Raw genomic sequence first — 25,712 nt, 5'->3', positions numbered from 1 at the left:
AGGCAGGTGCTTCCAAGCCCGGCATGAGTTCTTCCACCAGGCCCTCGCGGCCGCCGAGTACGGTGCGCAGGACGAGGTAGTCGGATCCCTTGTAACCGCGGTGGTCGTAGGGCCCGAAGCCCAGCACCGTGCCCGGGGCTCCCATCGTCGCCGGCACCATCCGGACCTTCTCCAGTCCCTTCGCAAGGCCCTCGGGGGTGACCGGGCGTGCGCGGGCGATACCTTCGGCGAGCACCCGGCCCATGTCGTACATGTGCGCCGGGTAGCAGCCGTAGGGCTTCGCACCCCCGAAACGTGCGACATAGCGGTCCTGGAACCCCTGGAAGACCGTGTTGCCCTCGTGCAGAAGATCGACCCCGACCCAGCCCTCGAGCATCTCCGCAGGCGCGGGGAGGTTCATCAGCGCCGGGCTGCCGAGCTCCTGGTCCATGCCGCTGCACAGCACCCAGGTGGTGATCGTGACTCGGGGGACGTCCCAGCCCTCGCTGACGTGGCGGGCCATCTGTGACAGGACGGCGTAGAAGGACAGGCCATATCCCAGGTGGGCGAGACCCTGTGCACCCGACGCGCGGACCGCCCGCAGCGCGGTGTCCATCTCGCCGTCGGTGACCCGCGGCGACACGATCTGATCGCTGGTGACCTGTAGGCCGAGGGTGCGGGCGTGGAGGCGGAACCAGTCGTAGTACTCGTCGCCGATCGGGTTGTCCTCGCGGACCACTCCGACCCGCGTCACACCGCGGCGGAGAAGGTGGCGCGCGATGTGGAAGGTCTCATCGGCGAAGGTGCCGTTGGGCGTCTGGAAGCAGAAGTCCCCGGCGAACTTCGTCGTCGCGCAGTAGGAGATGACCGGAACGCGCGTCCGCTCGATCTCGTCCCGCAGGATGCGAGTCAGGTCGGTGATGAACGGACCGACGACCCCGAGGACCTTCTCCTGGTGAACCAGGTCCCGCCACGCGCGGACGACGTCGGCGGCACGGCCGTCCGGCGGGCCTTCGACCTCGCGGAAGACCAGTTCGACCTCGCGGTCGAGGAGCCCTGATTCGAAGGCCTCGGCGAACGCGAGGCGCAGGCCGTCGTACCACTTCTCGACCGGCGCCCACAGCGCCCAGTCCTGCAGCACGCCGATGCGAAAGGGCGTGCGGTCGCCGACGAGGCTGTAACGGGTGCCGGCACCGGACAGGGCGTGACTCGCACCATCGACGTCCGCACCCTTGACGCCCGCAGCGTCGACGCCCAGTGGCGAGGCCTGCAGCAGGTCTGCCCACGTCACATCGACCAGCTGCTCGACACCGTCGGCGATGGTGCGCAGGACGACGTAGTCGCCCTTGTAGCCACGGTGGTCGTGCGGTCCGAAGCTGATGACGGTGCCCGGTCCACCGATGCACGCCGGCACCATGCGGGTGCGCTCGAGGGCGTCGGTGAGCCCCTGGGCCGACGGGGGCCGCATCCGGCCCAGTGCGTCCGCGACGACGAAGCCGTGGTCGAAACCGAGAGCCGCGTAGGCGTGGAAGGGTCTGCGACCGAAGCGCTTCTCGAAGCGGAACAGGACATCCTGGAAGTGCCGGTTGCCCTCGTGGATCTGGTCGAGCCCGATCCAGCCGTCGAAGTCCGCGATGAGCGCGGCCTGGTCGTAGTCACCTGCGCCCCCGAACGCGGTGATGGCGACCCACGTGGTGTTCTGCACCTTCACGGGGTTCCAGCCGAGCTCGTCGCCGACCGCCTTGACCGCGGCGCGGACAGGGATCAGCGCGCCGTAGGCGGACAGGACGACGACGCACTCGGCGCCTGTTTCGTGAGCTGCCCGCAGAACGGGCTCGACCGGCTCATAGGTGTTGAACAGTCCGACGACGTGGTCGGTGACAAGGGTGAGGCCGTAGCGCCTGGCCGCGGCGCGGAAGGCGGCACCGTACTCCTCGCCGATGATCCCGTCCTCGCGGAACAACGCGACGCGGGTGATTGCCTGGGACGCGAGGTAGCCGGCGAGGAGCACTGCCTCGTCCGGAAATCCGCCGTTCTGCAGCGCGAAGGCGTAGGGGCCGGCCCAGTCGAAGGTGGCACAGAAGCTGATGGTCGGCACGCCCGTGCGGTTGACCTCGTCGACGAGAGCCAGGTTGGCCTCGGTGACCACGGGTCCGATGACGGCGAGGCAGTCCTCGTCGTGGACGAGCTCTCGCCAGGCGTCGACGACGACGGAGCTGGTACCCCGCATCGGTCCCTGGACCTCGCGGATGACGAGCTCGATCGCGCGGTCGACGTCGCCGCGCTCCTCCGCCTCGGCGAAGGCGAGCCGGATGCCGTCGTAGAAGTCCTGGATGAGGTTGGTGCCCCCGGCGAACTCCATGCAGACGCCCACCTTGTGGGGAGCGCGGGGGCGCCTTGTCAACAGCTCCTGAGAAGCTTTTTCCTTCGCCGCCATGCTGAGGTCTCCATCCCCGTGGCAACTGCCGACTGCCGACTGCCGTATCTCTCGGACCTGGTGACCTGGATCGGTCAGCGGGTGATGCCGATGCGCGCCAAGCCGAAGCACTCGATGGCGTTGCCCCGCAGCAGCGCCCAGGTCTCGTGTTCGGTGAGCCGGGCGGCGGTGACGATTTTCTCGGCGGTCTCGCGCGAGTGGGGAAACGTGGAGTCCGAATGCGGGTAGTCGGTCTCGAACATGATCTGGCCCATGCCGACGACGTCACGGCTCGCGAGGCCGTGCATGTCGTCGAAGATGCAGCCGTAGACCCGACCGGCGATGTAGGAGCTGGGTGGCTCGGGCAGCGCGTCCCGGAGCTTGTTGCCGTAGTAGTGGCTGCGCTCCCACACGGAGTCCAGTCGCTCGATCATGAATGGCATCCAGCCGACCTGGCCCTCGGAGAGCGCAATCTTGATCTTGGGGTGGCGCACGAGGACACCCGAGCACAACCAGTCCACGAACGCGTGCACGGAATTCTCAGCGGTCAACGCCATACCGGCCTCCAACGGCGCGTCGGGCGCCGTCATCGCCATCTGTGACGACGATCCGATGTGCATGTTGATCACAGTGTCGGTTTCGTCGCACGCGCGGAAGAACGGCTCCCAGTGCGAGCCGTAAATGCTGGGGAGCCCCAACGGGACCGGGCTTTCGGAGAAGGCGACCGCATGCGAACCCTTCCCGGCGCAGCGAAAGATCTCGGCGGCGGCGAGTTCGGGATCCCACAGCGGAACGAGGGTGCACGGGATGAGCCGGCCGTAGGCGGCGCCGCCGGACCAGTCGTCGATCATCCAGTCGTTGTAGGCCTGGACGCAGAGCAGCGCAAGCTCCTTGTCTTCCCGCTCCAGGAACGTCTGGCCACAGAAGCGGGAGAAGCTGGGGAACGAGAGGCTGGCCTCGGTGTGGTTGTGGTCCATCGCCTCCAGCCGAGCCTTCTGCTGCCAGCAGCCTGGGACGATGTCGTCGTAGGTCACCGACGCCGCCGACGGCTCGTCGAGGTACCCGACCTGGGCCATCCCACGGGGTAGTGGCCACACCAGATCGTCGTAGAGCCACAGGTCGACGGGACCCGCGTCGGGGTGCGGCTCCTCACTGAACGTCAGCCCCCCGTCGAAGATCATGCGACCGTGTCGGCGCTCGAGGCGGGGCCCACGGTCGGCGTACCTCGCGGGCAGGCGGTCCGACCAGAGCGTCGGGGGTTCGATCACGTGATCGTCAACGCTGATGATCTTTGGGATGTCCATGTGACGCTCGCTCCTGTTCCCGGGCCGCTCAGACGCCGCCGACGCCGCCGACGCCGATCTTCCAACGGAAGAGCTCCTCGGCGTTGCCGCTGGTCATCGCCTTCGCCTCGGCGGCGGGAACGTCCGCGAGAAGCTCCGCCACCTGCTTCTGGCTGTGCGGCCAGAGCGTGTCGGCGTGGGGGTAGTCGCACTCCCAGAGGATCTTGTCGATACCTACGTCGTGCCGGACCTTCACGCCGAACGGCTCTTCGATCATGCACGCCCAGATGTTGCGTTCCCAGACCTGGCTGGGGAGCAGGTCGTCCATGCCCGCCCACAGGCGGTGCTTGAGAAACTGGCGGTCGGCCCGCTCGATGGCCGACGGGATCCAGCCGATCCCACCCTCGGACAGGGCCAGCTTGATCGTGGGGTACCGGCGAGGTACCGGGCTCATCGCGAACGCGACCATCGCCGCACAGGCGTTGACGTTGCCCAGAGCGATCGGAAGGACGAAGGGGCCGTCGTCCGGCGCCGGGTTGGTGAGCTCGCCGCTGGAGCCGATGTGCATGCAGACGACGATGTCGGTCTCCGTGCACGCCTCCCAGACGGGGTTCCAGAAGTCACTGAACAGTGACGGCAGGCCGAGGGAAACCGTGCCCTCGGGAAAGGACAGGGCGCGGGCGCCCTTGGCGGCGCAGCGTCGAATCTCGGTCGCCATGGCGACCGGATCCCACACCTGGCCGACGATGCAGGGCACGAACATCTCGGGCGCGGCGGCACACCACTCGTCGATGTGGAAGTCGTTGTAGGCCGCAACGCACAGGCTGGCGAGTTCCTTGTCCGCGTAGTTGTTCAGCACCCGGCCACCGAAACCCGCCAGCGTCGGGAAGCAGAGGCTCGCCAGGATGTTGTCCTCGCGCATGTCCTCGGCGCGCGCGCGGGGGTCGTAGCAGCCGGGAATCATGTCGCTGAAGCGGACGGGCTCAAGGTTCCATTTCTCCTGCGGTTTGCCCGCCACGGCGTTCAGGCCCATCTGGGGGAACGTCTCGCCCTCCCAGACCCAGTACTCCCGGCCGTCCCGCTCGATGACGTGCGGAGCGTCGTCCGCATATCTGGCCGGCAGGCGGTCAGTCCAGACCTTCGCATGTTCGATGATGTGGTCGTCGACGCTGAAGAGGTCGAACACGATGCCGCTCCCTCGGGTACTAAACCGGTCCCTGTTTGTAGCACCGGCGGCACGGGGCCGAGGGAGAAGTCGTCGACAACGTCGTTCTCAGCCCGGGGCGACCCGTCGTGTGGGTGTACGCCCGCGGCCGGAATACGTTCGCCGCGTGTCCCCGACCGCGCCCCGAATACCTGTGATCGTCGGCGCCGCGGACCTGCGCGGCGACGGTAGCGAGCCCTGCGAGCTCATCGCGCAGGCTGCCCACGACGCAGTCCCCGCCGCACTGCTGAGCGCGCTGGACGCGATCTTCATCGTCGGTGTCCTGTCGTGGAGCTATGACGACCTGCCCGCCGAGGTCGCGCGGCTCGTCGGTGCGGCGCCTGGCCATACCCTGCACAGCGAGGTCGGCGGCAACCAGCCGCTCGCCCTCATCGAGACCGCGGCACGCCTCATCGCCGTGGGACAGATCGACGCCGCGCTCGTCGGCGGTGCCGAAGCAGCCGCGTCCCTGGCGCGGGCCAGCACGTCCGGCAACCCGCCCGCGTGGTCCGACCGACCAGGCGGACCCGTACGGCTACCCAGCTCCGTCCGCGGCACCGAGGAGATGCTCCGCTACGGCATCGACAGACCGCTGCGTAACTACCCGCTCTTCGAGAACGCTCTACGTGCCGAACTCGGGCAGAGCTTCGAGGAGGCCCAGCGTTGGTCGGGGGAGATCCTCGCCGCAATGAGCGAGGTCGCCGTCGGCAATCCCGCGGCATGGAAGCCACGTCACCTCACCCCTCGGGAGGTCTACGAGGCCACCGACGGCAACCGGATGACCTGTTGGCCCTACACCGTGCGGATGACCGCCAACCCGAAGGTCGACCAGGGTGCCGCCGTCGTGCTCTGCGACCTCGAGACGGCTCGCGAGCACGGCATCCCCGACGAACGGATCTCCCACATCTGGGCCTCGGCCGGTGCCGCCGACTCGACCGATGTCCTGCGGCGCGCCACATTCGCTCGTTCCCCCGGCCTGTCCGCCACCCTCGACGCCTGCCTGGACCAGGCGCAGTGCACGGCACAGGACCTCGAGCACATCGACCTGTACTCGTGCTTCCCGATCGTCCCCAAGCTGGCGGCGCTGCACCTGGGGCTCGAGAAGGAACGTCCCCTCACGGTCACGGGCGGCCTGGCATCCTTCGGCGGACCGGCGAACGACTACTGCCTGCACGCGATCGTCGCTGCGCATCGCCTGCGTGGCCGGACGCTGGTCTACGCCAACGGCGAGTACCTCACCAAACACCACGCGATGGTCATCGCACCGACGAGGCCTGCGCGGCCCTGGGCTGAGCCGGCACAAGTCCCGCCGACGACCGAGCCGGTCCCCGGGTACGCCTCGGCCGTCGCAGGCCGCGGGCGGATCGAGACCTTCACCGTCGAGCACGACCGGGACGGCACACCCGCCCGCGGCTGGATCATCGGCCGTGACGACGGCGCGCGGCGGTTCGCATCCGTCGTCACCGACCCGCGGAGCCTGCACGCACTGGCCGACCCGGACCGCCAGCCCGTCGGGCAGATGTGCGACGTGAGAGGCGCCGACGGGCTCAACACCAGCACGGTCCCCACGACACAGGAGTCCAGATGACGATCGACCACGATGCGTTCTGGATCGGCGGGCAGCGCAGGAAGCCGGCCGGCAGCGGTCGCCTGTCGGTGGTGAGCCCGGCCACCGAGGAGGTGATCGGGAGCATCCCGCGAGCCGAGATCGCAGACGTCGATGCCGCGGTGGGCGCTGCCCGCGCGGCTTTCGACGAAGGGCCGTGGCCCCACCTGACCGCGAACGAGCGGGCACAGGTCCTGCTGCGGGCGGCGGACCTCCTCGACGACCGCCATGAGGAACTCTCCCAGCTCATCACAGCGGAGATGGGGTCACCCATCACCTTCAGCCGGATGGCGCAGGTGTCCTCGGCCCTCATCCGGTACTACGCCGCGATGTCCGAGCACGTCTCGTTCGAGGAGCGCCGCGCGGGCAGCGTTGGTCCGATGGTCGTGCGGCGGGAGCCGGTCGGCGTGGCCGGGCTGATCATCCCGTGGAACGCGCCGCTCGGGCTGCTCCTGGGCAAGCTCGCGCCGGCTCTGCTCGCCGGGTGCACCACCGTCGTCAAACCGGCTCCGCAGACGCCCCTGGACACCTACGTCCTGGCCGAGGTACTCGAAGCCGCGGGGCTACCGGCCGGCGTCGTCAACATCGTCGCCGCCGACCGTGAGGTATCCGAGCGGGTCGTAACCCATCCCGGCGTGGACAAGATCAGTTTTACCGGCAGTACGGTCGCCGGACGGCGGATCGCCGGCCTGTGCGGTCGGCAGATCAAGCGGGTCACCTTGGAGCTCGGTGGCAAGTCGGCGTGCATCGTGATGGAGGACGCCGACCTCGACGCGGCGATCCCGACAGCGGTCCAGGGCGCGATGCTGAACAACGGGGAGGCATGCATCGCCCTCACCCGCCTGCTCGCTCCGCGCTCCCGCTACGCCGAGATCGTCGAACGGGCCGCGGCCATCGTCGGCCACCTACCGGTCGGAGATCCCTTCGATCCGGGCACAGTGCTCGGGCCGCTGGTGAGCCGTGAGCAGCGCGAGCGGGTCGAGGGCTATCTCCAGGCCGGCCGCGACGCCGGAGCGCGAGTCGTCACCGGTGGCGGACGACCCGACGGCCAGGACAAGGGCTGGTACGTCCAACCGACGCTGTTCGCCGACGTGGACAACGGCATGCGCATCGCGCGCGAGGAGATCTTCGGTCCGGTGCTGTGCGTCATCCCCTACGAGACCGTGGACGACGCGGTCGACATCGCCAACGACTCCCCGTTCGGGCTGTGCGGTGCCGTGTGGACCGCGGACCCGCAGCAGGGACTCGACGTGGCGCGACGCGTGCGCACCGGCACCTTCAACGTCAACGGCTTCACCTACGACACGAGTGCACCGTTCGGCGGCTTCAAGCAGTCGGGGCTCGGCCGCGAGTGGGGCCGTGAGGGTCTCGAGCCCTACCTCGAGCTCAAGTCCATCGCGATGCCCGCGAACAGCTGACCCGAGGAGTCCCCGTGACCGCACCCGCCGTGACACCCCCCACCACGACCGAGGATCTCGCTCGCAGGTTCAGCACGTTCCAGGTGTGGCTGCAGGGCGACCCGCAGGCTCCTCTCGATGCCTGGGGGCAGCTCCGCTCGGCGGGGCCACTCCTGCACAGCGACGAGTTCGGTGGCTACTGGATCGCCACCCGCTACGAGGACATCGAGTCCATCGCCCGCCGGCCTGAGGTCTTCGTCAACCAGAAGAACCTCATCCCCTGGCGGGACTCCCTCGGCGGTGGTGCAAGGCTCATCCCGCTCGAGCTCGACGGGGAACACCACCGGGTGTGGCGCCAGGCGTTGGCGGACTCGTTCTCCCCAGGCACCGTCAACCACTTCACCCCGGCGATCCGCACCGCGGCCGTCGAACTCATCGACGCCGTCGCCGAAAAGGGCTCTTGCGACTTCGTGTCCGCGATCGCCGGCGCGCTGCCAGCCGAGGCCTTTCTGGCGAACTTCGGGGTGCCGCGGGAACGGCTCCAGTCACTCCTCGACTTCAAAAACTGGCTCGTCCGCGAGGGCCTTCCGAACGCCAGGACCAACGAGGACGTGCAGGACGCCAACCGGGACATCCTCGCGTTCTTCGACTCGCAGGTGCAGGAGCGTGCCGCAACGGGAACCGACGGTCACGATGTGATCAGCAACCTGCTGCGCGCTCGCATCGACGGCCAACCCATCCCACGCGAGGACATCGTCAACGCCTGCTACGTGACCATGATGGCCTCGCTCGACACCACCACCTCGGTTCTGAGCCTGTCCTGGGCGCGACTGGCGACGCGACCGGACCTGCAGAAGGCAGCGGCTGATCCGGAGCAACGCCTTCGCCTGATGGAGGAACTGATCCGCCACGAGCCGGTACTCACCACGGCGCGACTGGTGGCCCAGGAGACGACGCTCGGCGGGGTGCGGCTGGAGCCCGGTGAGATGGTCCTGATGAGCTGGGGCATGGCCGGGCTCGACCCGGAGACCTACGACCGTCCGGATGAGATCGACCTGCGCCGCACGGTCACCCGCCACCTCGCCTTCGGGGTCGGCCCGCACCGTTGCCTCGGCATGCACCTGGCCCGCCGCATCATCGCGATCACGATGGAGGAGTGGCACGCACGGATCCCGAGCTACCGCATCACAGCGGGCACTGGGCCTGTCGCGCACTACAGCCCGGTCCGCGGACTCCTGACCCTGCCGCTGACGTTCGGCTGAGCCGCTGACGAGGTGCGCACCCCAGCCCCGCGACGCCGCGTCCCCTGTTGCCGGTCGCTCTAAGCCCCCTGAAGCAGGTAAGTCGGAACCGCTGTCACCGTGACCAAGGGTGTCTCAGCGTCCCGTGAACTCGGGCTTGCGGCGCTGACCGAAGGCGGCTATGCCCTCCTTGAAGTCGCTGCTGCGCACCGTGAGCTCGACGGCGACCAGCTCGGACTCGAGGGCGGCGGCAAGGTCGGTGGTCAGGCCGCGGCGCAGCAGTCCCTTGGTGGCGGACAGCGCGAGGGTCGGCCCCGCCGCCAGCTCACCCGCGATCCGGGCCGCCTGCGCCACGAGATCGGCGTCGGCGACCACCTCGTCGAAGACGCCCAGCTCGTGGCCGCGCCGCGCATCCAGGGGCTTCCCTCGCAGGAGCACCTGGGTGGCCGCGCCGAGCCCGGCCCGGCGCGCGAGCAGCCACGTACCGCCGCTGTCCACCGCGAAGCCCAGCCCGGCGAAGGGCTCCACGAGGGACGCACCCTCCCCGGCTACGATCACGTCGGCGGTGAGTGCCAGGTGAGCGCCCAGGCCCATCGCCCGGCCCGCCACGGCGACGACGACGGGCAGCGGGCAGTCCCACAGCGCCTGGATCATGCGGTTCGCACCCGCGCGGACCGCCCGGATCAGCCCGCCGGTGACGGGGCGTTCGGCCCCGGGCGCGTTCACCGAGACGATGTCCGCGCCCGCGCAGAAGTGCGGCCCCGCCGAGCGGAGGAGGATCGCCCGGACGGCTCCGCCGTCGACCGCGTCGGTGACGGCGTCGGTGATCCGGTGCATGTCGACGGCTCGCAGCGCGTTGCGGGCCGGCGCCCGGTCGACGACGATCTCCCGCAGGCCGCCGTCGGTGCTGACAACAACCTCACCGGTGCTCACGGCGCCGGCTCTCGCGGGAGGCCGAGCACCTGCTCGGCGATGGTGTTGCGCTGGATCTCCGCGGTCCCCGCCCCGATCGTGCTGGCGCGGGTGGCCAGCAGGCCCGCCGACCACCGCCCACCCTCGACCGGATGGGCCTTGCCCGGCGCGAGCACCGCCGACCGTCCGGTGATCTCGACGGCGAGAGCGTGCAGTCGCTGCTCGAACTCCGTGAAGACGAGGCGTCCCAACGACGCCGCCGGACCGGGCTCGCGTCCCCGCAGGAGGTCACCGAGGACCCGCAGCCCGCCGAGGCGCACGACCTGCAGGTCTGTCTCCGCCCTGGCCAGCGCTTGGCGGACGAGCGGGTCACCGGCTCGGTCGAGGCGTATCGCCAGCGCGACCAGCTCGTCCAGGACGCGGCGGTACTTCGACGCCTGCGTGATGAAGGCCGTCGACCGTTCGTGGCCGAGGCTCGTGCGGGCGATCCGCCAGCCCCCGCCCTCCTCGCCGACGCGATCGGAAATCGGCACGCGGACCTCGTCGAACGTGACCTCGCAGAACGACGTGTTGCCCGTCATGTCCACCAGGGGAGTGACTGTGACGCCCGGAGCGTGCATGTCGATCAGGAGGTAGGTGATGCCGTCCTGGCGCTGCTCCTGCGTACCCGTGCGCACCAGGGCGAACATGCGATCGGCGGCGCGGGCGTTGGTGATCCAGACCTTGCGCCCGGTGACGACGTACCGGTCGCCGTCGCGGCCGTCGCGGCGGGCGCGGGTGCGCAGGCTCGGGAGGTCGGAGCCGGCGTCCGGCTCGGAAAACCCCTGGCACCAGATCTCGTCCCCGCGCAGCGCCGGCCGCAGGTAACGCTCACGCTGCTCCCGCGTGCCGTGCACGATCAACGTCGGGCCGACGACGAAGGTGCCCCCGCTCGGGTGCGCCGGCAGCCGGCGCCGGGAAAGCTCCTCGGTGTAGGCGACCTGATGGGCGAGGGACAGCTCCATGCCGCCCCACTCGCGGGGCCACCCCGGCGCCGCGAAGCCCTCGTCGACGAGCAGAGCGGCCCAGGACCGCTGCCACGCCAGGCGCTCGCCGACATCCTTGGGCGCGGGTCCAGGGTCGTGGGTGTCGAGGAACTCGGCGAACCGGGCACGCAGCTGCACGGGTGTCTCATCCATGGCGCTTCCAGCCAACTGCGCCGGGTGCCGGCCGGGCAAGGTTCCGGCGGGAAAGCAGATTCTCAGCCGTCTTCGAGTCGGCCGTCTTCGAGCTGCCATGCATGACGGCTGGCCGCCGGGAGCGTGACGCCGAGGATGCGGTCCACCAGGGGCAGGATCTGTGCCTCGGTCGTCGCGCGGTCGGGTGACCCGCCGCGGGAGATGACGTCGGCGGCCGGGCCGGACACGATGTGGAACAGGCCCAGGGCGTCACCTTCGGCGTCGACGCCGGGGCCGGCCGCACCGGAGGCGACCAGATCCGCCAGGGCGCGGACCAGCGGCGCGGTCAGGGCTGCGCGGCAGGCTTCGACCTGGTCCGGGAAGATGCCGAGCAGGTGGCGCCAGTGCGTCGCGAAGAGCACGGTCGGCTTCGCCACCCGGGGCACGTAGGCCATGTCCAGCACGCCGTCGAACCAGGCGCGGACCCGCACCAGCGGGTCAGGGTCGGTGCACACCCGTTCGAGGCGCTTGCTCGCCCGCGAGACGTCCTCCTCCAGCAGGTGGAGCAGGAGGTGATCCTTGGTCTCGAAGTGACGGTAGAAGCACCGCGTCGACAGGCCGGCGGTGCGCAGCACGCTCTCGACCTTGAAGCCCCACCAGCCGCCACGGGCCAGCGCAGCCCGCGCCGCGGCGGTCAGGCGGGCCACCTCGTCCTCTGGACTCGCCGCTGGACCGGTCGAAAGCACGTGGGGGCGAACTAACCCTGCCTCGTTCACGGTGTCGACGGTAAGCGCGAGCGTGAGCCCTGTCTATCGATGGGTTGCGAGGCGGATGCGGCTGTTGTCCCACGTCAGCGGTGGGCCGACCGGTCTGAGCCGGATCGTGGCCATACCCGATCCGTAGTGCGCGGCCGTCGCCGCAGGCAGCCCCGCGGTCGGCAACGAGAAGCCCGCATACTTCGTGTCGCTCAGCTCCGCGACGCGGACCGCCTGTTCCCGGTCGAGCGCGCGGTCCAGGACCGTCGCCTCGCACGACAGCTGGACCGCGGTCAGCTCCACCCAGGCCCGCCCCGACTCGATCAGGAACGAGGCGCGGGGATCGCGGCTGATGCGCAGCACTTTCCTGCTCTTCGCCGGGGTACGCAGGTAGATGTCCGAGCCGTCGACCACGAACCAGCTCGGCAGGGCGACCGGCCAGCCGTCAGCCTTCAGCGTCGTCACGATCGCGGTATGGGCGCCGCGGATGCGCTCCCACGCCTCCTGCTCGGTCAGTTGGATGCCCTGTGTCCCTGGTTCGCTCCCTCGCTCGCGCCCTCCGCGGCCGGGCTCCTCCGTCGCCCGACCACTCCGCTTGCTCGCTCCTACGCTCACGGCACCTCCGGTTCGCTCATCGGGCTGCCAGCGCGCCGAGCGCCGCAGCGTGGAGTGCGTGTCGGGGACCGTTGAGGCGCCGGACCGCCTCTGCCCGGCGCACCGTCAGGTGCATGCCTGTCTCCCAGGCGTAGCCCATGCCGCCGTGTAGGTGCAGGCAGCGCTCGCCGGCGACGGCGACGGCTTCGACCGCAGCCAGGCTCCCCGCCGCGGCGAGCGCGTGGGCGTCGCGATCCCGCGAGTCCCACGCGGCAGCCGCGGCTCGCACGCAGGCGCGGGCGGCCTGGAGCCCGGACCAGGCGGACGCAAGTTGGTGCTGGACCGCCTGGAATGCCCCGATCGGCCGACCGAACTGCTCGCGCCCGCCCAGGTAGACCTTGGTCGTAGCGATCGCGACCTCACCCGCCCCCACAAGCTCGGCTGCCCGCAGTATCCGGCCGAGCGCCGACGCCCGTTCGAGGAGGACGGGACCGGCGATCTCGCCCTCGATCTCGCCCTCGCCCTCGATCTCGATCTCGTCGACCACCGGGAGATCGCGAAGTCGGCGGCTCACCCGCGGACGGGTGGGGTCCATGTCGTCGACGTCCGCCGGATCACCGAGGACCGCATGGACCCGCAGCGAGCGACGGTCCGGGGCCGGGGCCAGCAGGACGTCCGGCGGCAGCGGCTCGGCCACGACCGCGAGGTCTGAGGGAGCAGGATCGAACGCCGCGACCACGTGGCCCGCGAGGATCCGCTCCGCCAACGCCGTACCGGCGGCGCCGCCGGCGGCGAGGAGTGCCGTGGCCACGACCGCCGCATCGAGCACCGGCTCGGCCAGCAGTACCCGCCCCACCTCCTCGGCGACGAGGGTCGCGTCGACGCAGGACAGGCCGAGCCCGTGGGGATCGGGGGCGAGAACCGCGGGAACACCCAGCTCCGCCAAGTCCACCATGCGCTCACGCCGAGCGCCCGTGGCGCCTACGCCCGCCTCGCGGCGCACTGTCGCGGCGATACCCTCGCGCTCGAGAACCTCACGCGTCGCTCGCGCTAGAGCCCAACCGTCGGCACTGGGAAGAAGGTTCATAACGTCCACCAGTCGACTCGCCCGCGGCGACGGGCGCAAGCATCCAGTCGAGAACGGCGGTTTCGATCGGGCGTGGGTCCAGGTGCCCTGCCTGCCCGGACACTGCCCCTGTGAGCACTTCATCCTGGCGAGCGCCGCTGCGTGAACTACTCGCCAGTACAGCCGCGCAGCACCCCCTGTCGCTCGCCGTCAGCACCCCGGCTGGGACCTCGGCGACGTTCGGCGAGCTCGCCGCGGCCAGTGCGGCGCTCAGCAGCCGGCTGCAGCCGGGTACCCGGACCGGCGTCCGCCTGGGCAACGACCTCGCCTCCGTCGTCGCCCTTCATGCCGCGTGGCGGGCCGGCGGGAGCGTCGTCTCGCTCGGGCGCCTGCTGCCGGACGCCGAGGTGACCCGCCGGGCGAGCGAGGCCGGCTGCGCCACGATCGTCGAGCCGGACCCGGACGGGCTCGACGCACGTCTGCACCCCGTGGGCGCGGCGACCCAAGCCCGCACCGCACCTCCCGACGAGGCCCTGGTCATGTTCACCTCGGGGACGACCGGGCGGCCCAAGGGCGCCGCGATCGCCTTCTCCGCGCTCGAAGCGAGCATCCGCGGCATCGCCGCCGGCAGCGGACTACCACCGCAGGGCCGACCGGTGCGGACACCGGCCCGCGAGCCGCAGCCGGTGTTCGTCCCCGTCGCGCACATGGGCGGGTTCCTGACCTCGCTCACGTCCTGGTGGCTGGGCAAGCCGGTGTTGCTGTGCCACAAGTTCTCCGTCGAGCTGGTCGCGCGGATCGCGGCCGAGAGCAGGATCGGCGTGCTGCGCCTGACCCCGTCGATGGTCTACGAGCTGGTGCAGGCAGCTGCGTCGGTCACGCTCCCCGGGGTCAGCAGCGTGACCGTCGGCACCGCGCCGCTGCCCGAAACCACGCGCGTCGCCTTCGAGGCCCGCTACGGCGTACCCGTGCTGCGCAACTACGGCCAGACGGAGTTCGCCGGCGCCATCGCGTTCGAACGGCCCGACGACGTCGCGGCCGGACGGCGGCCCCCGGGCAGCGTCGGACGCGCCGCTCCGGGCGTCCAGGTGCGGATCGTCGACACCGACGGGATGGAGCGCCCGCGGGGGTGCATCGGGGAGATCCAGGCCCGCGCCGCGTCGGCGATGTCGGGCTACCTCGACGCCGACGGTCGGTTGAGTGCCGCCACGACGGGCGGCTGGATCGCGACCGGTGACCTCGGTGCCCTTGACTCCGACGGGTTCGTCAGCGTCGTCGGTCGGGTCAAGGACCTGATTCTCTGCGGAGGCTTCAACGTCTACCCTGCACAGGTCGAGAGCGCGCTCAACCGGATCGACGGAGTGGTGGACAGCGCCGTGGCCGGCGTGGCGGACGACCGGCTCGGGGAGATCCCGGTCGCCGTCGTCGTCGTCGTTGGCGGCGGCGGCGGCGGGGCCGGGCTCACCGAGGAGGGGCTGCGCCAGTCCCTGCGGGCCGAGTTGGCGGCCTACGAGCTCCCCCGCAGGATCCGGTTCGTCGCCGCCATCCCGCGCCTGGACACCGGCAAGGTCGACCGAGTAACCGTCGCCGCGCTGCTGACCACCGAGGAGGCTGCCTCGTGACCCATCGCCCCGGCGCCGTCCGCCGCTCCGCTCCTCGCTTCGCTGCGATGCTCACTTTGGACGCCGCCTCGTGACCCATCGCCCCGGCGCCGTCCGCCGCTCCGCTCCTCGCTTCGCTGCGATGCTCACTTTGGACGCCGCCTCGTGACCACGGTTACCCCGACCGCGGTCGAGAGCGACAACCTCGACTCCTTCCGCACCGAGCTCCGTGGCTTCCTGCGCGACCACACTCCGCCACCCGTGCATGGTGGCTCAGCGATCGCCGATGAGCTCACGCCCGCGGACGTCGAGCGCCAACGCGCCTGGCAGCGCCAGCTACACGACGGCGGCTGGGCGGGCGTGGCGTGGCCGAAGAGCCACGGTGGCCGTGGCGCGGGTGCCCGCCAGCAGCTGGCGTTCCACGAGGAGATCGCGCTCGCCGGTGGGGACACGATGACGGGCCTGTTCCTCGTCGCCCTCTCCCATGCGGGGCCGACCGTCATCGCGCGAGGCACTCCCGAGCAGCAGCAACGATGGCTGCCGGGCATCCTGCGGGGAGAGATCATCGCGGCCCAGTGCTTCTCCGAGCCCGGCGCCGGGTCGGACCTCGCCGCGATCAGCACCAGGGCCGTCGTCGACGGGGACGCCCTGATAGTCACCGGCGAGAAGCGGTGGAGCACGTTCGCGCAGTACGCCGACATCGCGGAGCTGCTCGTGCGCACGGATCCGCTCAGCCGACATGGTGGTCTCACCTACGCCGTGGTCGACCTGGACTCTCCCGGTATCACCATCCGGCCGTTGCGGACGATCGGCGGGCCGAGCGAGTTCTGCGAGGTGCGCTTCGACGAGGTACGCGTCCCACTGACCAACGTGATCGGAGCGGTGGGTCAGGGCTGGCAGGTGGCGACGACGACCCTGCTCTTCGAGCGCAGCACCATCACCGCCCCGATCGTGCTCGGCGCCCTGCATGCGCTGCGCCGGCTCAGCCAGCTCGTGGCCGACGATCCCGTCGCAACCGCGGAAGTCGCGGAACTCACCGTGCGCGCCCTCGCCGTGCGAGCCCTGCTCGAACAGTCGGTTGACGAGCAGGAAGCCGGCATCGAAGGGGCGGGACCGTCGGCGCTGAAGCTCCTCGCGACCGAGCTGAACTACGACGTCCGGCACCTGCACGCCCGCCACGACCAGTCCGCGTCACAGCCGTGGTTCACGTCCTTCGGTCTGCGTATCGGCGGCGGCACGTCGGAGATCCAGAAGACGATCATCGCCGAACGCGTGCTCGGCCTGCCCAGACACCGATAGGAGAACCCGTGCCCGCGCCCCTGGACGGCTTCCGCGTCCTCGACCTCTCGATCGGCATCGCCGGCGGCTACACGACCAAGCTGCTCGCCGACGCCGGAGCTGAGGTCGTCACGTGCGAGGACGCCGCCGGCGACCCCCTGCGCCGCTGGTCAGCGAGCGGCGCGGCCATCGCCGCGGACGACGACGGCGCCCTGTTCAAGGTCCTCGCCGCGTCCAAGCAGTCCGCCGTGCCCACCCTCGAGGAGGCGCTGGACCTCGTCCGCTGGGCGGACGCGATCGTCTGGTCACCCGGGTCCGAACTCGCCGCCAGCATGAGCCCGGCCAGGGTGCGGGAGCTCAACCCGACCGCCCTGGTGTTGTCGATCACCCCCTTCGGACTGGCGGGCCCGTGGGCCGGCCGGCCGGCCACCGAATTCACGCTCCAGGCCATCTCGGGCGGGGTGTTCGCACGAGGCACCCCCAGCCGGCCACCGGTCTGCGTCGGCGGGCGGACCGGCGAGTGGCTGTCGGGCATGATCGGCGCGGTTGGCCTCCTCGCGTCCTACCGCCGACGCCTGCGCACCGCCCAGGGTGAGCTCCTCGACCTGTCGATGCTCGAGTCGATCGTGCTGACCCACACCATGTACGAGGTCAACTACCGCAGCATCGCCGGGGTCCCGCCGTATACCCGCCGCCTGCTCAACTTCCCCGGCATCGAGCGCACCAAGGACGGCTGGGTCGCGTTCATGGTCGTGACCGGCCAGCAGTGGCTCGACTTCTGCCTGATGGTCGAGCGGGCGGACTGGATGGACAACGAGAGCCTCATCCGCCTCGAACAGCGGATCAGCCGGCGGGACGAGCTGGCGCCCGTGATCGCCGGCTGGATGACGACGCACACCACCGACGAGGTCATCGAGATAGCAGAGGCGCTGCGCGTGCCGGTCGCCCCCGTCGGCAACGGTGCGCTCACACCGCGGTTCGACCACCTGGTGGCCAACGGGCTCATGACGACGAACCCCCGGGGTGGCTTCGTCCAGCCCAACCATCCCTACCGCTTCCCGCGGAGCAGCCTCCAGCTGCGTGACTTCGCGCCGGCGCCCATGCTCGGCGAGCACACCGCGAAGGTCACGACCACCTGCGCCCCGCGAGAGCTGACCACAGGGACCGAACCGGCGGCGCTCCCCTTTCAGGACCTACGGGTCTGCGACCTCACCGCGTTCTGGGCAGGACCCATCGTCGGCTACGTGCTCGCCATGCTCGGCGCCGACGTCATCAAGGTCGAGTCCGTGTCCCGGCCGGACGGCATGAGGATGCGCGGCGCCAGGTCGTTCCGCGAGGACCTCTGGTGGGAGACAGGTCCGAGCTACCACGGTGGCAACGCGGGCAAGCGGGGCATCACCCTCGACCTGGGCAGCGAGGAGGGCAGGGAGCTGCTCCTCGAGCTTGTCGCACACTCGGACGTCCTCGTGGAGAACTTCACGCCCCGCGTCATGGCCTCGTGGGGGCTGACCTACGACGTCCTGAAGGCCGTGCGGCCCGACCTCATCTACGCACGACTACCAGCGTTCGGTTCCGACGGCCCGTGGCGGGACCGATCCGGCTATGCACAGACCATTGAGGCGGTCTCCGGCATCGCCTGGATGACGGGCTACCCCGACACGCCGCCGCAGTTCGCCAATTCCGTCGGCGATCCACTCGCAGGCTCACACGCGACGATCGCGATCTCCCTGGCCCTCGAACACCGCCGACGCACCGGAGAGGGCTCTCTCATCGAGGCTCCGATGCTCGGCGGAGCGCTGAACATCTGCGCCGAGCAGTACGCCGAGTTCAGCGCCTACGGGGCACTCCTGAAGCGGGACGGGAACCGGAGCCCCACGGCGGCACCGCAAGGGCTGTACCTCTGCGCGGACTCCGGCGGTGACACCTGGGTCGCGGTCTCGGTCGAGACCGAGAGACAGTGGCACGGGCTGCGCACGGCCCTCGGTGAGCCGTCTGGATGGGACTGCCTGAACAGCCGCGAGCAGCGCCGGGCCCAGCACGACGCCATCGACGAGACCATCAACGCCTGGACGTCCGCACGCGGCGCGGCCGAGGTCGAAGACGTCCTGGTCAGCCACGGCGTGCCAGCTGCGGTCGTCGGCAACGGCGCCTTCCTGGATTCCAACCCGCAGCTGCAGGCCCGCGGCTTCTTCGAGGATCTCGCCGGCCACCCGGTCGTCGGATCGGCGACCCACTCCGGCTACCCGATCCGCTTCTCCGGTGGACCGCACCCGCCCGTGCATCGACGGACCCCGCCGCTCCTGGGCGAGCACAACCGCGAGGTCCTCGGCGGCCTCCTCGGGCATTCCGACGCCCAGCTCGCCGCGTGGGAGGCCGCGGGCGTGATCGGGACGAAGCCGAAGCACGGCTGAGCCGGTCGGGATCAGCGTGCCGTCCGCTGGCAGGAGTGACGGGCCCGGAAACGACGACGACGCCGTCCGACCGAAAGGCGACCACTGGTGATCGTCGATCTCCGGTGGGCGGGTAGGGTCGTGACCAGCGTGTTCGACTGTCGCCGCCGCGGGGAGTATTTCCATGGGTCGTCGGTTCAACACGGCGGGACCGTGCCGGCCGGGGATCGACTACATGGTCCCGGCGTTGTCACGGCTGCCGGAGGTTCCCGGGCTGGTGGCGCGGGAGGGCTACTTCGTCGTGCACGCCCCGCGACAGACGGGGAAGACAACGACGCTGCTGGCGCTCGCCGATGAGCTGACGGCCGGTGGCCGGTATGCGGCGCTGCGGTTCTCCTGCGAGGTCGGCCGCGCGGCGGGCGACGACTACGCCGCCGCGACCCGCGGCATCCTCGACCGGATCCGGGCGAGCGCCGAGGACGCGCTGCCGGCGGATCTTCGCCCGCCGCCGTGGCCGAAGGCGTCGGAAAGCACCCTCCTCGTCGAGGCGCTGCGGGCGTGGGCGCAGATCTGCCCGCGGCCCCTGGTGCTGTTCTTCGACGAGATCGACGCTCTGCGCGGTGAGAGTCTGATCAGTGTTCTCAGCCAGCTCCGCGACGGCTACAGCAGCCGGCCGCGCGACTTCCCCGCGTCGGTCGCGCTGTGCGGCCTGCGCGACGTCCGCGACTATAAAGCGGCAGCCGGGGGCGACCCGGCCCGTCTCGGGACCTCGAGCCCATTCAACATCAAACTGGAGTCGCTGCGATTGGGAGACTTCACCCTGGAGGAGGTGGCCGTGCTCTACGGCGAGCACACCGCCGACACCGGGCAGCCGTTCGCCCCGGGCGCCATGGAACACGCCTTCGAGCTGACCAGCGGCCAGCCGTGGCTTGTCAACGCGCTGGCCCGCGAGGTCATCGAGAAACTCGCGGTCCCCACCGCGGAGGCGATCACGGTCGACCACCTGGAGGAGGCCAAGGAACGCCTGATCCTTGCCCGGGCGACTCATTTGGACTCGCTGGCTGCCCGGCTCGCCGAGCCGCGTGTCCAGCGGATACTCGGCCCACTGCTCTCCGGCGACGTTCTGACGATCGAGCCGTATGACGACGACGTCAGCTACGTGCGTGACCTGGGCCTTATCGCGCACAGGGCCCCCGTCCGGGTCGCCAACCCGATCTACCGCGAGGTCATTGTCCGGGTCCTGTCGTCGAGCATCCAGGAAAGCGTCACCGCCGACCCGCGCTCCTTCATCCGTCCCGACGGCACGTTCGATTTCCCGAAGGTGCTCGACGAGTTCGCGGACTGGTGGATCGAGCACGGCGACTTTCTCATCACCGGCGGCTTCTACAACGAGGCCGCGCCCCAGCTCATCCTCATGGGCTACCTTCAGCGCGTCGTGAACGGCGGCGGCTATGTCGAACGCGAATACGGCGTCGGTGCCGGCCGGATCGACCTGCACGTCCGCTGGCCCTACACCACCCCCGACGGCACCCGTCACCTCCAGCGGGAGGCCCTCGAGCTGAAGACCTGGAGAGTGGGTCGCGCCAACCCGCTACGTCAGGGCCTCAAGCAGCTCGACCGTTACCTCGACCGCCTCGGTCTGGACGCCGGCACTCTGGCCATCTTCGACCAGCGCCCCGACGCCCCCGACATCGCCGAACGTACCGTCATCACCACGACGACCAGCCCTTCTGGCCGCACCATCACCCTCCTGCAGGGCTGAATCCGCGGGCGAGTCCGCCCAGCGACGGGGTCGTCGCGAACCGCTAAAAGCCCAGGTCGAAGCGCATGCGACACCCACCCAAGGCTCGACTGGTGGACCTAACGCGCCAGAATAATAACCTCTTAATCTTGGTTGAAAGTCCCGAAATCACCATCCGCCCGGTCTCTACGCGCCTCCTGACCAGGGGCGACGCCCAGTGAACGCGTAGGCGGACACCTTGCGGGCCAACTCGAACACGCGTTCCTCAGGTCTGGTAGGTCCGGACTCCGCGTCGGTGGGCGAGCAGCCGTTATTCCTCGCCGATGATCCGCAGACCGTGGTGATCCTTGAAATAGGCGTAGTCCTTGAGGTTCAAGGTGGCGAGCGGCAGGTTGTGGGTGAGGCAGCAGGCCGCGATCCACATGTCGTTGACCGGGCGGGGCTGTCCTGCCCGGGTGGCGTCCGCGGAGAGCCTGCCCCAGGCGGCGGCGACTGCCTCGTCGCCGGGCAGCACGGGGATTCCGGAGAGCCAGTCGGCGAGCTCCTGGCGTCGGCGGCCGCCCCAGGCTCGCAGGTCGGTCCACTTGGTCAGCTCGCCGAAGGTCACGAAGGTGATCAGGGGTCGACGGCCGATCAGACGGGTTGCCACGGGCCCGTCGAGCCTGCGTTTGTGGCTCAGGGAGACGACGTCGGTGTCCAGGACGACAGGCTGCATGGCGGCGGCTCAGGCGACGTCGCGTCGACGCTCGGCATAGGTGAACGCGAGGAACTCGTCGAGTTCCTCGTCGGAGTCGAAGGTGTCGGCGGCAAGGTCGTCGAGGGACCGGATGGGCTGGGTGCCCTTGGCGGCCAAGAGCTCCTCGGCGGTGACCGGGGGGCGCAGCGGCGGGTACAACGGACGATCGGCTTCCGGAGTGCTCATGACGAGGGCCTCCTCGCTGGTGTCTCCGGCTGGCTGCGGGCTGGGCCCATGATACGGCAGTGTGCCGGTCGCTACCCGTAACCGTCTGTTGTCAGACGGGACCGTCGCCTTCCCGCACACCGGCACGGACGGCGGTGACGTGACGGAAGGCCGTGCTGGTCCCGGCACCGAAGCGGCGGCACGCTGGGCGTCGTCGCACCCGCACCGCGGATGGTTACAGATGGGAGGTCCAAGGGTTGACGAGTGGGACGCCCATCGGGGCGAAATCGGACTCGTTGCGGGTGACGAGCGTAAGGCTGTGTACCTGGGCGGTGGCGGCAATCAGAGCGTCGTGAGCAGGGCGCCGGTCGAGCACGTGGAGTCTCGCCGCCGAGTCGGCGACGGCCTGGTCGACGTCGAGCAGCCGGCCCGTATATGCGGGTAGCACGTTGTGATCCAGCCACGACTCGAGGACTGCCGCCTGTCCCGAGTCGTGTCGTCGCTTGTTTTCGATGCCGGCGCGCAGTTCCAGCACGGTGATGACCGAGAGGAATGTGTCCGATGGCGCCAAAGCCCCTGCCCAGGCGTTGAATCGATCATCCCTACGCTTGGCCGGCTTGCGGAGCTCCGAGATGACGTTGGTGTCGAGCAGGAAACTCACAGGTCGACCTCGCGCAGCGAGTCCCGCGGGCGCGCGGGCTCGAAATCGATGTCCTCGTCCAGGACGAACGCGTCTCCCAGTCTGCCGGCCGTGTCCGTGAGCCGCTGATAGTCGGCGAACGACAGCAGGACGTGTGACGGCCGACCACGATCCGTAATGATCACCGGGCCGCTCGCGGCAGCCCGTTTGACCGCGCTCACGTCGCGGTTGAACTCCCGGGACGAGACCACGCTCATCGCGATCACCTCCCAATGTAGTGTAGGTACGTACCTACACTACTCCCTACGGGCGGCGAAGAACGCGGCGCGGCCGACTAGATCATCTACGGCGACGGCGGAATAGATCGTGTCGGACGCCAGTGTCATGTCGTCGCATGAGGGCGTGGCGAGGAACCGGCGGATCGCGGTGGAGGACGCCGTGGTGCTGTGCGGCGCGAACACCGACCCGACCGATCTCGTCGCTTCCCAAGGCCGTTAGCGCCTCACCAAAGTCTGTGGGGGTCGGCAGAAGTCGGCCTCTACCCCGCCGGTCCGAGCCCGTTCTTACGACTCAGGAAGCGGCGGAAACGACCAGCACGACGAGAGTGATCACGCCGACCAGCCAGACCCCAACGGTGGACAGCAGGATTCCGCCCATGACGAACGAGTCCGTCCATGACCACGTCTGCGTCGCGGTGGACGGGGTCAGCGGAGCCCGCTGACCGGGAACCCACGACCCGCCGGCCGCCGCCACCTCGCTGACGAGATCGGCCAGCCGAACCTGCACCTCGGCCGGGAACGCCTCGGCCGGCGCGCGGACCCGCAGCGCGTTCGCGGCCTTCCACGGCTCGGCCTGCGCCGCGAGGAACGCCGCCCGGGCGGCGTCAGCCTCGGGGTCGTCCCGCGCGGACAGGAACCACCAGCGTCCGGCCGCAACCTCGTCGCCGAGCTCCCGACAGACCGCGCCCAGCAGATCGAGCGCCTCTGGATCCGCCGGATGCTGCGCCAGCAGACCGGCCAGCCGATCCCGGGCGAACGGCAGCCGGCCGGCCGCAACCTCGGCGCGGGCAGCCGCGACCACCCGCGCACGCGACGCCTCCACCGCCAGCTCGACCATTCCGGATCCCTTCCCGCCGATCCGGGCCGACGTGGGTGGACGCTTCGGGCAACGGCCCGTCACAGCGGCCCTCGACCGCGAACCGCGAGGATGCGGGCGCGGCCGGGGACCACGGCGACCGTAGCCCCCCACCCCCGCACACAGCGACCGAATTATCCGCACTGGCCCCGCGGTGCACCCCCATGGCCCGTGGGCTGCGACGCTGACCCTGTGAAACTGACCCTGTGAAACTGCTCTCCCGCACCGGCGCGTCCGTCGAGCTGCGCCCCGTCCGCTACCAGTTCCACTCGGTGAGATCCGACACGGACAGAGACAGGTGGGATGCCAACTGGCTCGTCGTACGCGGCGACGTCCAAGCGCCCGACGGACGCGGCTGGTCGTTCACCGAGCCGTGCCTGACCACCTGGGAGGCCCGCGGCCTCGCCCAGTGGTTCCACCGGGTCGCCACCGGGCAGGTGACCCGCTGCCCCGCCCCGGACGAAGACGCCGACGACGTCCTGTCCTTCACCGAGCCGAACCTCGCCTTCAGCCTGCACAGCCAGGACCCACACACAACGCACCTCCGCCTGCACCTGTCGGCGGAAGCGGCACCGCCGTGGACGGCGCAGGACGCCCGCTGGCACTGGAGCGCGTTCTGCCTGTCCCTCCACCTCGGGATCGACGAGATCCGCGACGCGGCCGAGCAATGGGAACGGGACCTCGCGCCCTTCCCGACCCGATAGCGCAATCAGCCCACCGTCTGCGACCCGGCCGCTCACGCCACAGGTATGGCGGTCATCGAACCGATCATCTCAGCAGTGCCCGGTCAGGACGACGATCTCGCGACCGTCGCCGTCCACCCAGATACCCGCCGTGTACGCCACATCGCCACCGGACCGGGGATGTTGCGTCACCGCGCTGCGGACCTCCTGCCAACGGCGTTGGCCGTCTGCCCCGTCGACGTAGTCCATCTGCCCCGCCGCCCAGTAATAGATGACAAGCGGCGATCCGGCACCGATCCTCTGATCGCAGACGCGACGCGCCGTCTTCGTCGTGCGACGGGTGTAGGTGATGCCATCGGGAGTCGTCAGCTGACCGGCAGCGATCCGCTCGAACTGCTCCCGATCCAGCGGACACTGCATCCGACCATCCTCCCGATAATTGACGTGGACGGCCAAGGCGCCGGCTACGTTCTCACGGCCGTAACGCGGATCCTTCTGGCGGTCTTCAGGCAATCCGAGCATCAAGCCGAAAGTCAGCATGTCACTGTCAACGAGGGGGCCACCGCTACATCCTCCCACGTCAATGCCTGCCAGGCTGTCCTGCTGGTCAAGGTGAAACTGCAGGCAGTATCGATCGTTGACGAGCGTGCGGTCGGCAGTCAAGGTTCCACTCAGCGAAAACATGCCCTGACTTCGAACCCCGATGGGAAAACCCCAAAGCCCGACCGGCCCGAATACACGAGCCCGCACAGAAAGGCGCAAGGCGCGGAACTCGGCGGGAATCTCTTCGAACTCCAACAGGACAATATCAAGATCCGGGTCGTCGTCGAGAATATGTGCACGCACCAAGCGAACTGCACCGGGCACGGGGACTTCGACATCCAGCGAGCACCGCACGATCCTCTCGTTGCGGCGAGCGAATATATGCCGGGCAGTGAGTCCGAGGCCACCGCCGATCGCGAAACACGACCCCCAACCATCATCGATCCGAATGCGGGCCACGAAAGGGAGGCCGCCGAGTGTTCCGACGGCCATCACATGTCCTCGGCCAGTCGTCCACGGATCTCTGCAGCTTCCTCTCCGCGGTCCACGTCGTCGAGAAGATCAGCCAGGAGGCGGCAACCATGTTCGAAACGGGGACCGAAGACCTCGGGAAGCTGGCCGGCCAGAACGCCGAACATTTCCACCGCTTCAGCAGCCGCTGCGACCGCGTCTTCTCCCTTCACGCCACGAAGGACCGATGCCATCACGGTCAGCGACATCGCGAGGTCGGGGAGGTAGGCGTCGGGGGCCACCTCGGCCAACCGCCGGTAGAGCTCGACCGCCTCGGTGGCGGGCGCGAGCGCCTCGGCGCGCTGGCCCACCTCCGACAGCCGGTTCGCCAGATTGTTCAGCGACCCGGCGAGGTTGGGCAGGTAGGCGTCGGGGGCCACCTCGGCCAACCGCCGGTAGAGCTCGACCGCCTCGGTGGCGGGCGCGAGCGCCTCGGCGCGCCGACCCACCCCCGACAGGAAGGCCGCCAGATTGTTCAGCGACCCGGCGAGGTTGGGCAGGTAGGCGTCGGGGGCCACCTCAGCCAACCGCCGGTAGAGCTCGACCGCCTCGGTGGCGGGCGCGAGCGCCTCGGCGCGCCGACCCACCTCCGACAGCCGGTTCGCCAGAGTGTTCAGCGACCCGGCGAGGTCGGGGAGGTAGGCGTCGGGGGCCACCTCGGCCAACCGCCGGTAGAGCTCG

At 69.9% G+C, this 25,712-nt stretch carries 24 protein-coding genes; 9 read left to right on the top strand and 15 right to left on the bottom strand.

Features of this window, described 5'->3' with window-relative positions:
• The 3 genes from U9983_RS16350 to U9983_RS16340 form a co-directional block, all read right to left on the bottom strand.
• The coding region (locus U9983_RS16350; RefSeq protein ID WP_322754857.1) for an ABC transporter substrate-binding protein at positions 1–2,341 on the bottom strand (2,341 nt) is incomplete at its 3' end.
• Positions 2,342–2,490: 149 nt separating this feature from the next.
• Positions 2,491–3,699 carry an amidohydrolase family protein gene (locus U9983_RS16345; protein WP_322754856.1) on the bottom strand — a complete coding sequence of 403 codons (1,209 nt, stop codon included), beginning with the start codon at positions 3,697–3,699 and terminating at the stop codon, positions 2,491–2,493.
• A 28-nt stretch (positions 3,700–3,727) separates the two neighbouring features.
• Positions 3,728–4,864 carry an amidohydrolase family protein gene (locus U9983_RS16340; protein WP_322754855.1) on the bottom strand — a complete coding sequence of 379 codons (1,137 nt, stop codon included), beginning with the start codon at positions 4,862–4,864 and terminating at the stop codon, positions 3,728–3,730.
• Positions 4,865–5,009: 145 nt separating this feature from the next.
• Between U9983_RS16340 and U9983_RS16335 the strand changes: the two genes are divergently transcribed.
• Genes U9983_RS16335 through U9983_RS16325 form a run of 3 tightly spaced genes read left to right on the top strand, consistent with a single transcriptional unit; the run spans position 5,010 to position 9,147 of the window.
• Positions 5,010–6,470 (top strand): hypothetical protein, encoded by a 1,461-nt coding sequence (locus U9983_RS16335; protein WP_322754854.1) that lies wholly within the window; start codon positions 5,010–5,012, stop codon positions 6,468–6,470.
• Positions 6,467–7,906, top strand: coding sequence for an aldehyde dehydrogenase (locus U9983_RS16330; protein WP_322754853.1), 1,440 nt, complete (start codon positions 6,467–6,469; stop codon positions 7,904–7,906). The genes U9983_RS16335 and U9983_RS16330 overlap by 4 nt, the downstream gene beginning before the upstream one ends.
• 14 nt (positions 7,907–7,920) lie before the next feature.
• Positions 7,921–9,147 carry a cytochrome P450 gene (locus U9983_RS16325; protein ID WP_322754852.1) on the top strand — a complete coding sequence of 409 codons (1,227 nt, stop codon included), beginning with the start codon at positions 7,921–7,923 and terminating at the stop codon, positions 9,145–9,147.
• A 114-nt stretch (positions 9,148–9,261) separates the two neighbouring features.
• On the opposite strand, the gene U9983_RS16320 is transcribed toward U9983_RS16325, so the two are convergent.
• From U9983_RS16320 to U9983_RS16300, 5 genes are all read right to left on the bottom strand, one after another.
• The gene (locus U9983_RS16320; RefSeq protein WP_322754851.1) at positions 9,262–10,059 is read right to left on the bottom strand and encodes an enoyl-CoA hydratase/isomerase family protein; all 798 of its coding nucleotides are present in this window, start codon (positions 10,057–10,059) and stop codon (positions 9,262–9,264) included.
• On the bottom strand, positions 10,056–11,216 hold the full coding sequence (locus U9983_RS16315; protein WP_322754850.1) for an acyl-CoA dehydrogenase family protein: 1,161 nt from the start codon (positions 11,214–11,216) through the stop codon (positions 10,056–10,058). Before U9983_RS16315 ends, U9983_RS16320 begins: the two co-directional genes overlap by 4 nt.
• Positions 11,217–11,278: 62 nt before the next feature.
• Positions 11,279–11,941, bottom strand: coding sequence for a TetR/AcrR family transcriptional regulator (locus tag U9983_RS16310; RefSeq protein WP_322754849.1), 663 nt, complete (start codon positions 11,939–11,941; stop codon positions 11,279–11,281).
• Positions 11,942–12,004: 63 nt separating this feature from the next.
• A complete protein-coding gene (locus tag U9983_RS16305; protein WP_322754848.1) occupies positions 12,005–12,565 on the bottom strand; it encodes a pyridoxamine 5'-phosphate oxidase family protein in 561 nt (186 codons plus the stop codon).
• 16 nt (positions 12,566–12,581) lie between these two features.
• Positions 12,582–13,499, bottom strand: a complete 918-nt coding sequence (locus U9983_RS16300; RefSeq protein ID WP_322754847.1) for an acyl-CoA dehydrogenase family protein — start codon at positions 13,497–13,499, stop codon at positions 12,582–12,584.
• A gap of 242 nt (positions 13,500–13,741) precedes the next feature.
• On the opposite strand from U9983_RS16300, the gene U9983_RS16295 reads away from it, so the two are divergent.
• The 4 genes from U9983_RS16295 (at position 13,742) to U9983_RS16280 (ending at position 20,641) form a co-directional block, all read left to right on the top strand.
• The gene (locus U9983_RS16295) at positions 13,742–15,232 is read left to right on the top strand and encodes a fatty acid--CoA ligase family protein (protein ID WP_322754846.1); all 1,491 of its coding nucleotides are present in this window, start codon (positions 13,742–13,744) and stop codon (positions 15,230–15,232) included.
• 144 nt (positions 15,233–15,376) lie between these two features.
• On the top strand, positions 15,377–16,510 hold the full coding sequence (locus tag U9983_RS16290) for an acyl-CoA dehydrogenase family protein (protein ID WP_322754845.1): 1,134 nt from the start codon (positions 15,377–15,379) through the stop codon (positions 16,508–16,510).
• 8 nt (positions 16,511–16,518) lie between these two features.
• Positions 16,519–18,900, top strand: a complete 2,382-nt coding sequence (locus tag U9983_RS16285; RefSeq protein ID WP_322754844.1) for a CoA transferase — start codon at positions 16,519–16,521, stop codon at positions 18,898–18,900.
• Between the two features lie 163 nt (positions 18,901–19,063).
• Complete coding sequence (locus U9983_RS16280) at positions 19,064–20,641, top strand: ATP-binding protein (protein ID WP_322754843.1); 1,578 nt, start codon at positions 19,064–19,066, stop codon at positions 20,639–20,641.
• A gap of 289 nt (positions 20,642–20,930) precedes the next feature.
• Here the strand turns inward: U9983_RS16280 and U9983_RS16275 are convergent, their stop codons facing one another.
• The 4 genes from U9983_RS16275 to U9983_RS16260 form a co-directional block, all read right to left on the bottom strand.
• Positions 20,931–21,335: a type II toxin-antitoxin system VapC family toxin gene (locus U9983_RS16275; protein ID WP_322754842.1), complete on the bottom strand. Its 405-nt coding sequence runs from the start codon at positions 21,333–21,335 to the stop codon at positions 20,931–20,933.
• Between the two features lie 9 nt (positions 21,336–21,344).
• The gene (locus U9983_RS16270) at positions 21,345–21,542 is read right to left on the bottom strand and encodes a hypothetical protein (RefSeq protein ID WP_322754841.1); all 198 of its coding nucleotides are present in this window, start codon (positions 21,540–21,542) and stop codon (positions 21,345–21,347) included.
• 214 nt (positions 21,543–21,756) lie between these two features.
• Positions 21,757–22,182: a type II toxin-antitoxin system VapC family toxin gene (locus tag U9983_RS16265; RefSeq protein WP_322754840.1), complete on the bottom strand. Its 426-nt coding sequence runs from the start codon at positions 22,180–22,182 to the stop codon at positions 21,757–21,759.
• Entirely contained in the window at positions 22,179–22,418 is a 240-nt protein-coding gene (locus tag U9983_RS16260) for a type II toxin-antitoxin system Phd/YefM family antitoxin (RefSeq protein ID WP_322748674.1), read from the bottom strand. The genes U9983_RS16265 and U9983_RS16260 overlap by 4 nt, the downstream gene beginning before the upstream one ends.
• 109 nt (positions 22,419–22,527) lie before the next feature.
• Here U9983_RS16260 and U9983_RS16255 point away from each other — a divergent pair, with 109 nt between their 5' ends.
• Complete coding sequence (locus U9983_RS16255) at positions 22,528–22,659, top strand: hypothetical protein (RefSeq protein WP_322754839.1); 132 nt, start codon at positions 22,528–22,530, stop codon at positions 22,657–22,659.
• A 72-nt stretch (positions 22,660–22,731) separates the two neighbouring features.
• On the opposite strand, the gene U9983_RS16250 is transcribed toward U9983_RS16255, so the two are convergent.
• The gene (locus U9983_RS16250) at positions 22,732–23,277 is read right to left on the bottom strand and encodes a DUF6584 family protein (RefSeq protein ID WP_322754838.1); all 546 of its coding nucleotides are present in this window, start codon (positions 23,275–23,277) and stop codon (positions 22,732–22,734) included.
• 224 nt (positions 23,278–23,501) lie between these two features.
• On the opposite strand from U9983_RS16250, the gene U9983_RS16245 reads away from it, so the two are divergent.
• Positions 23,502–23,999: a hypothetical protein gene (locus U9983_RS16245; protein WP_322754837.1), complete on the top strand. Its 498-nt coding sequence runs from the start codon at positions 23,502–23,504 to the stop codon at positions 23,997–23,999.
• A 69-nt stretch (positions 24,000–24,068) separates the two neighbouring features.
• Here the strand turns inward: U9983_RS16245 and U9983_RS16240 are convergent, their stop codons facing one another.
• Both U9983_RS16240 and U9983_RS16235 read right to left on the bottom strand, forming a co-directional pair.
• Positions 24,069–25,013: a trypsin-like peptidase domain-containing protein gene (locus tag U9983_RS16240; RefSeq protein ID WP_322754836.1), complete on the bottom strand. Its 945-nt coding sequence runs from the start codon at positions 25,011–25,013 to the stop codon at positions 24,069–24,071.
• A partial coding sequence (locus U9983_RS16235; protein WP_322754835.1) for a tetratricopeptide repeat protein occupies positions 25,013–25,712 on the bottom strand: 700 nt, incomplete at its 5' end. The genes U9983_RS16240 and U9983_RS16235, both read right to left, overlap by 1 nt.

It is taken from the genome of Protofrankia sp. Cas3 (assembly GCF_963555955.1).
Taxonomy (GTDB): Bacteria; Actinomycetota; Actinomycetes; order Frankiales; family Frankiaceae; genus Protofrankia.
The sequence above is the reverse complement of the archived record's forward strand: the minus strand, read 5'-3'. Positions and strand labels throughout refer to the sequence as shown.

Excerpts from the sequence above, each read along its gene's own strand:
- U9983_RS16345 (WP_322754856.1), bottom strand. The coding sequence starts at position 3,699 with ATGGACATCCCAAAGATCATCAGCGTTGACGATCACGTGATCGAACCC.
- U9983_RS16330 (WP_322754853.1), top strand. The coding sequence starts at position 6,467 with ATGACGATCGACCACGATGCGTTCTGGATCGGCGGGCAGCGCAGGAAG.
- U9983_RS16315 (WP_322754850.1), bottom strand. The coding sequence starts at position 11,216 with ATGGATGAGACACCCGTGCAGCTGCGTGCCCGGTTCGCCGAGTTCCTC.
- U9983_RS16300 (WP_322754847.1), bottom strand. The coding sequence starts at position 13,499 with ATGGTGGACTTGGCGGAGCTGGGTGTTCCCGCGGTTCTCGCCCCCGAT.
- U9983_RS16280 (WP_322754843.1), top strand. The coding sequence starts at position 19,064 with ATGGGTCGTCGGTTCAACACGGCGGGACCGTGCCGGCCGGGGATCGAC.
- U9983_RS16275 (WP_322754842.1), bottom strand. The coding sequence starts at position 21,335 with ATGCAGCCTGTCGTCCTGGACACCGACGTCGTCTCCCTGAGCCACAAA.
- U9983_RS16270 (WP_322754841.1), bottom strand. The coding sequence starts at position 21,542 with ATGAGCACTCCGGAAGCCGATCGTCCGTTGTACCCGCCGCTGCGCCCC.
- U9983_RS16260 (WP_322748674.1), bottom strand. The coding sequence starts at position 22,418 with ATGAGCGTGGTCTCGTCCCGGGAGTTCAACCGCGACGTGAGCGCGGTC.
- U9983_RS16250 (WP_322754838.1), bottom strand. The coding sequence starts at position 23,277 with ATGGTCGAGCTGGCGGTGGAGGCGTCGCGTGCGCGGGTGGTCGCGGCT.
- U9983_RS16240 (WP_322754836.1), bottom strand. The coding sequence starts at position 25,013 with ATGGCCGTCGGAACACTCGGCGGCCTCCCTTTCGTGGCCCGCATTCGG.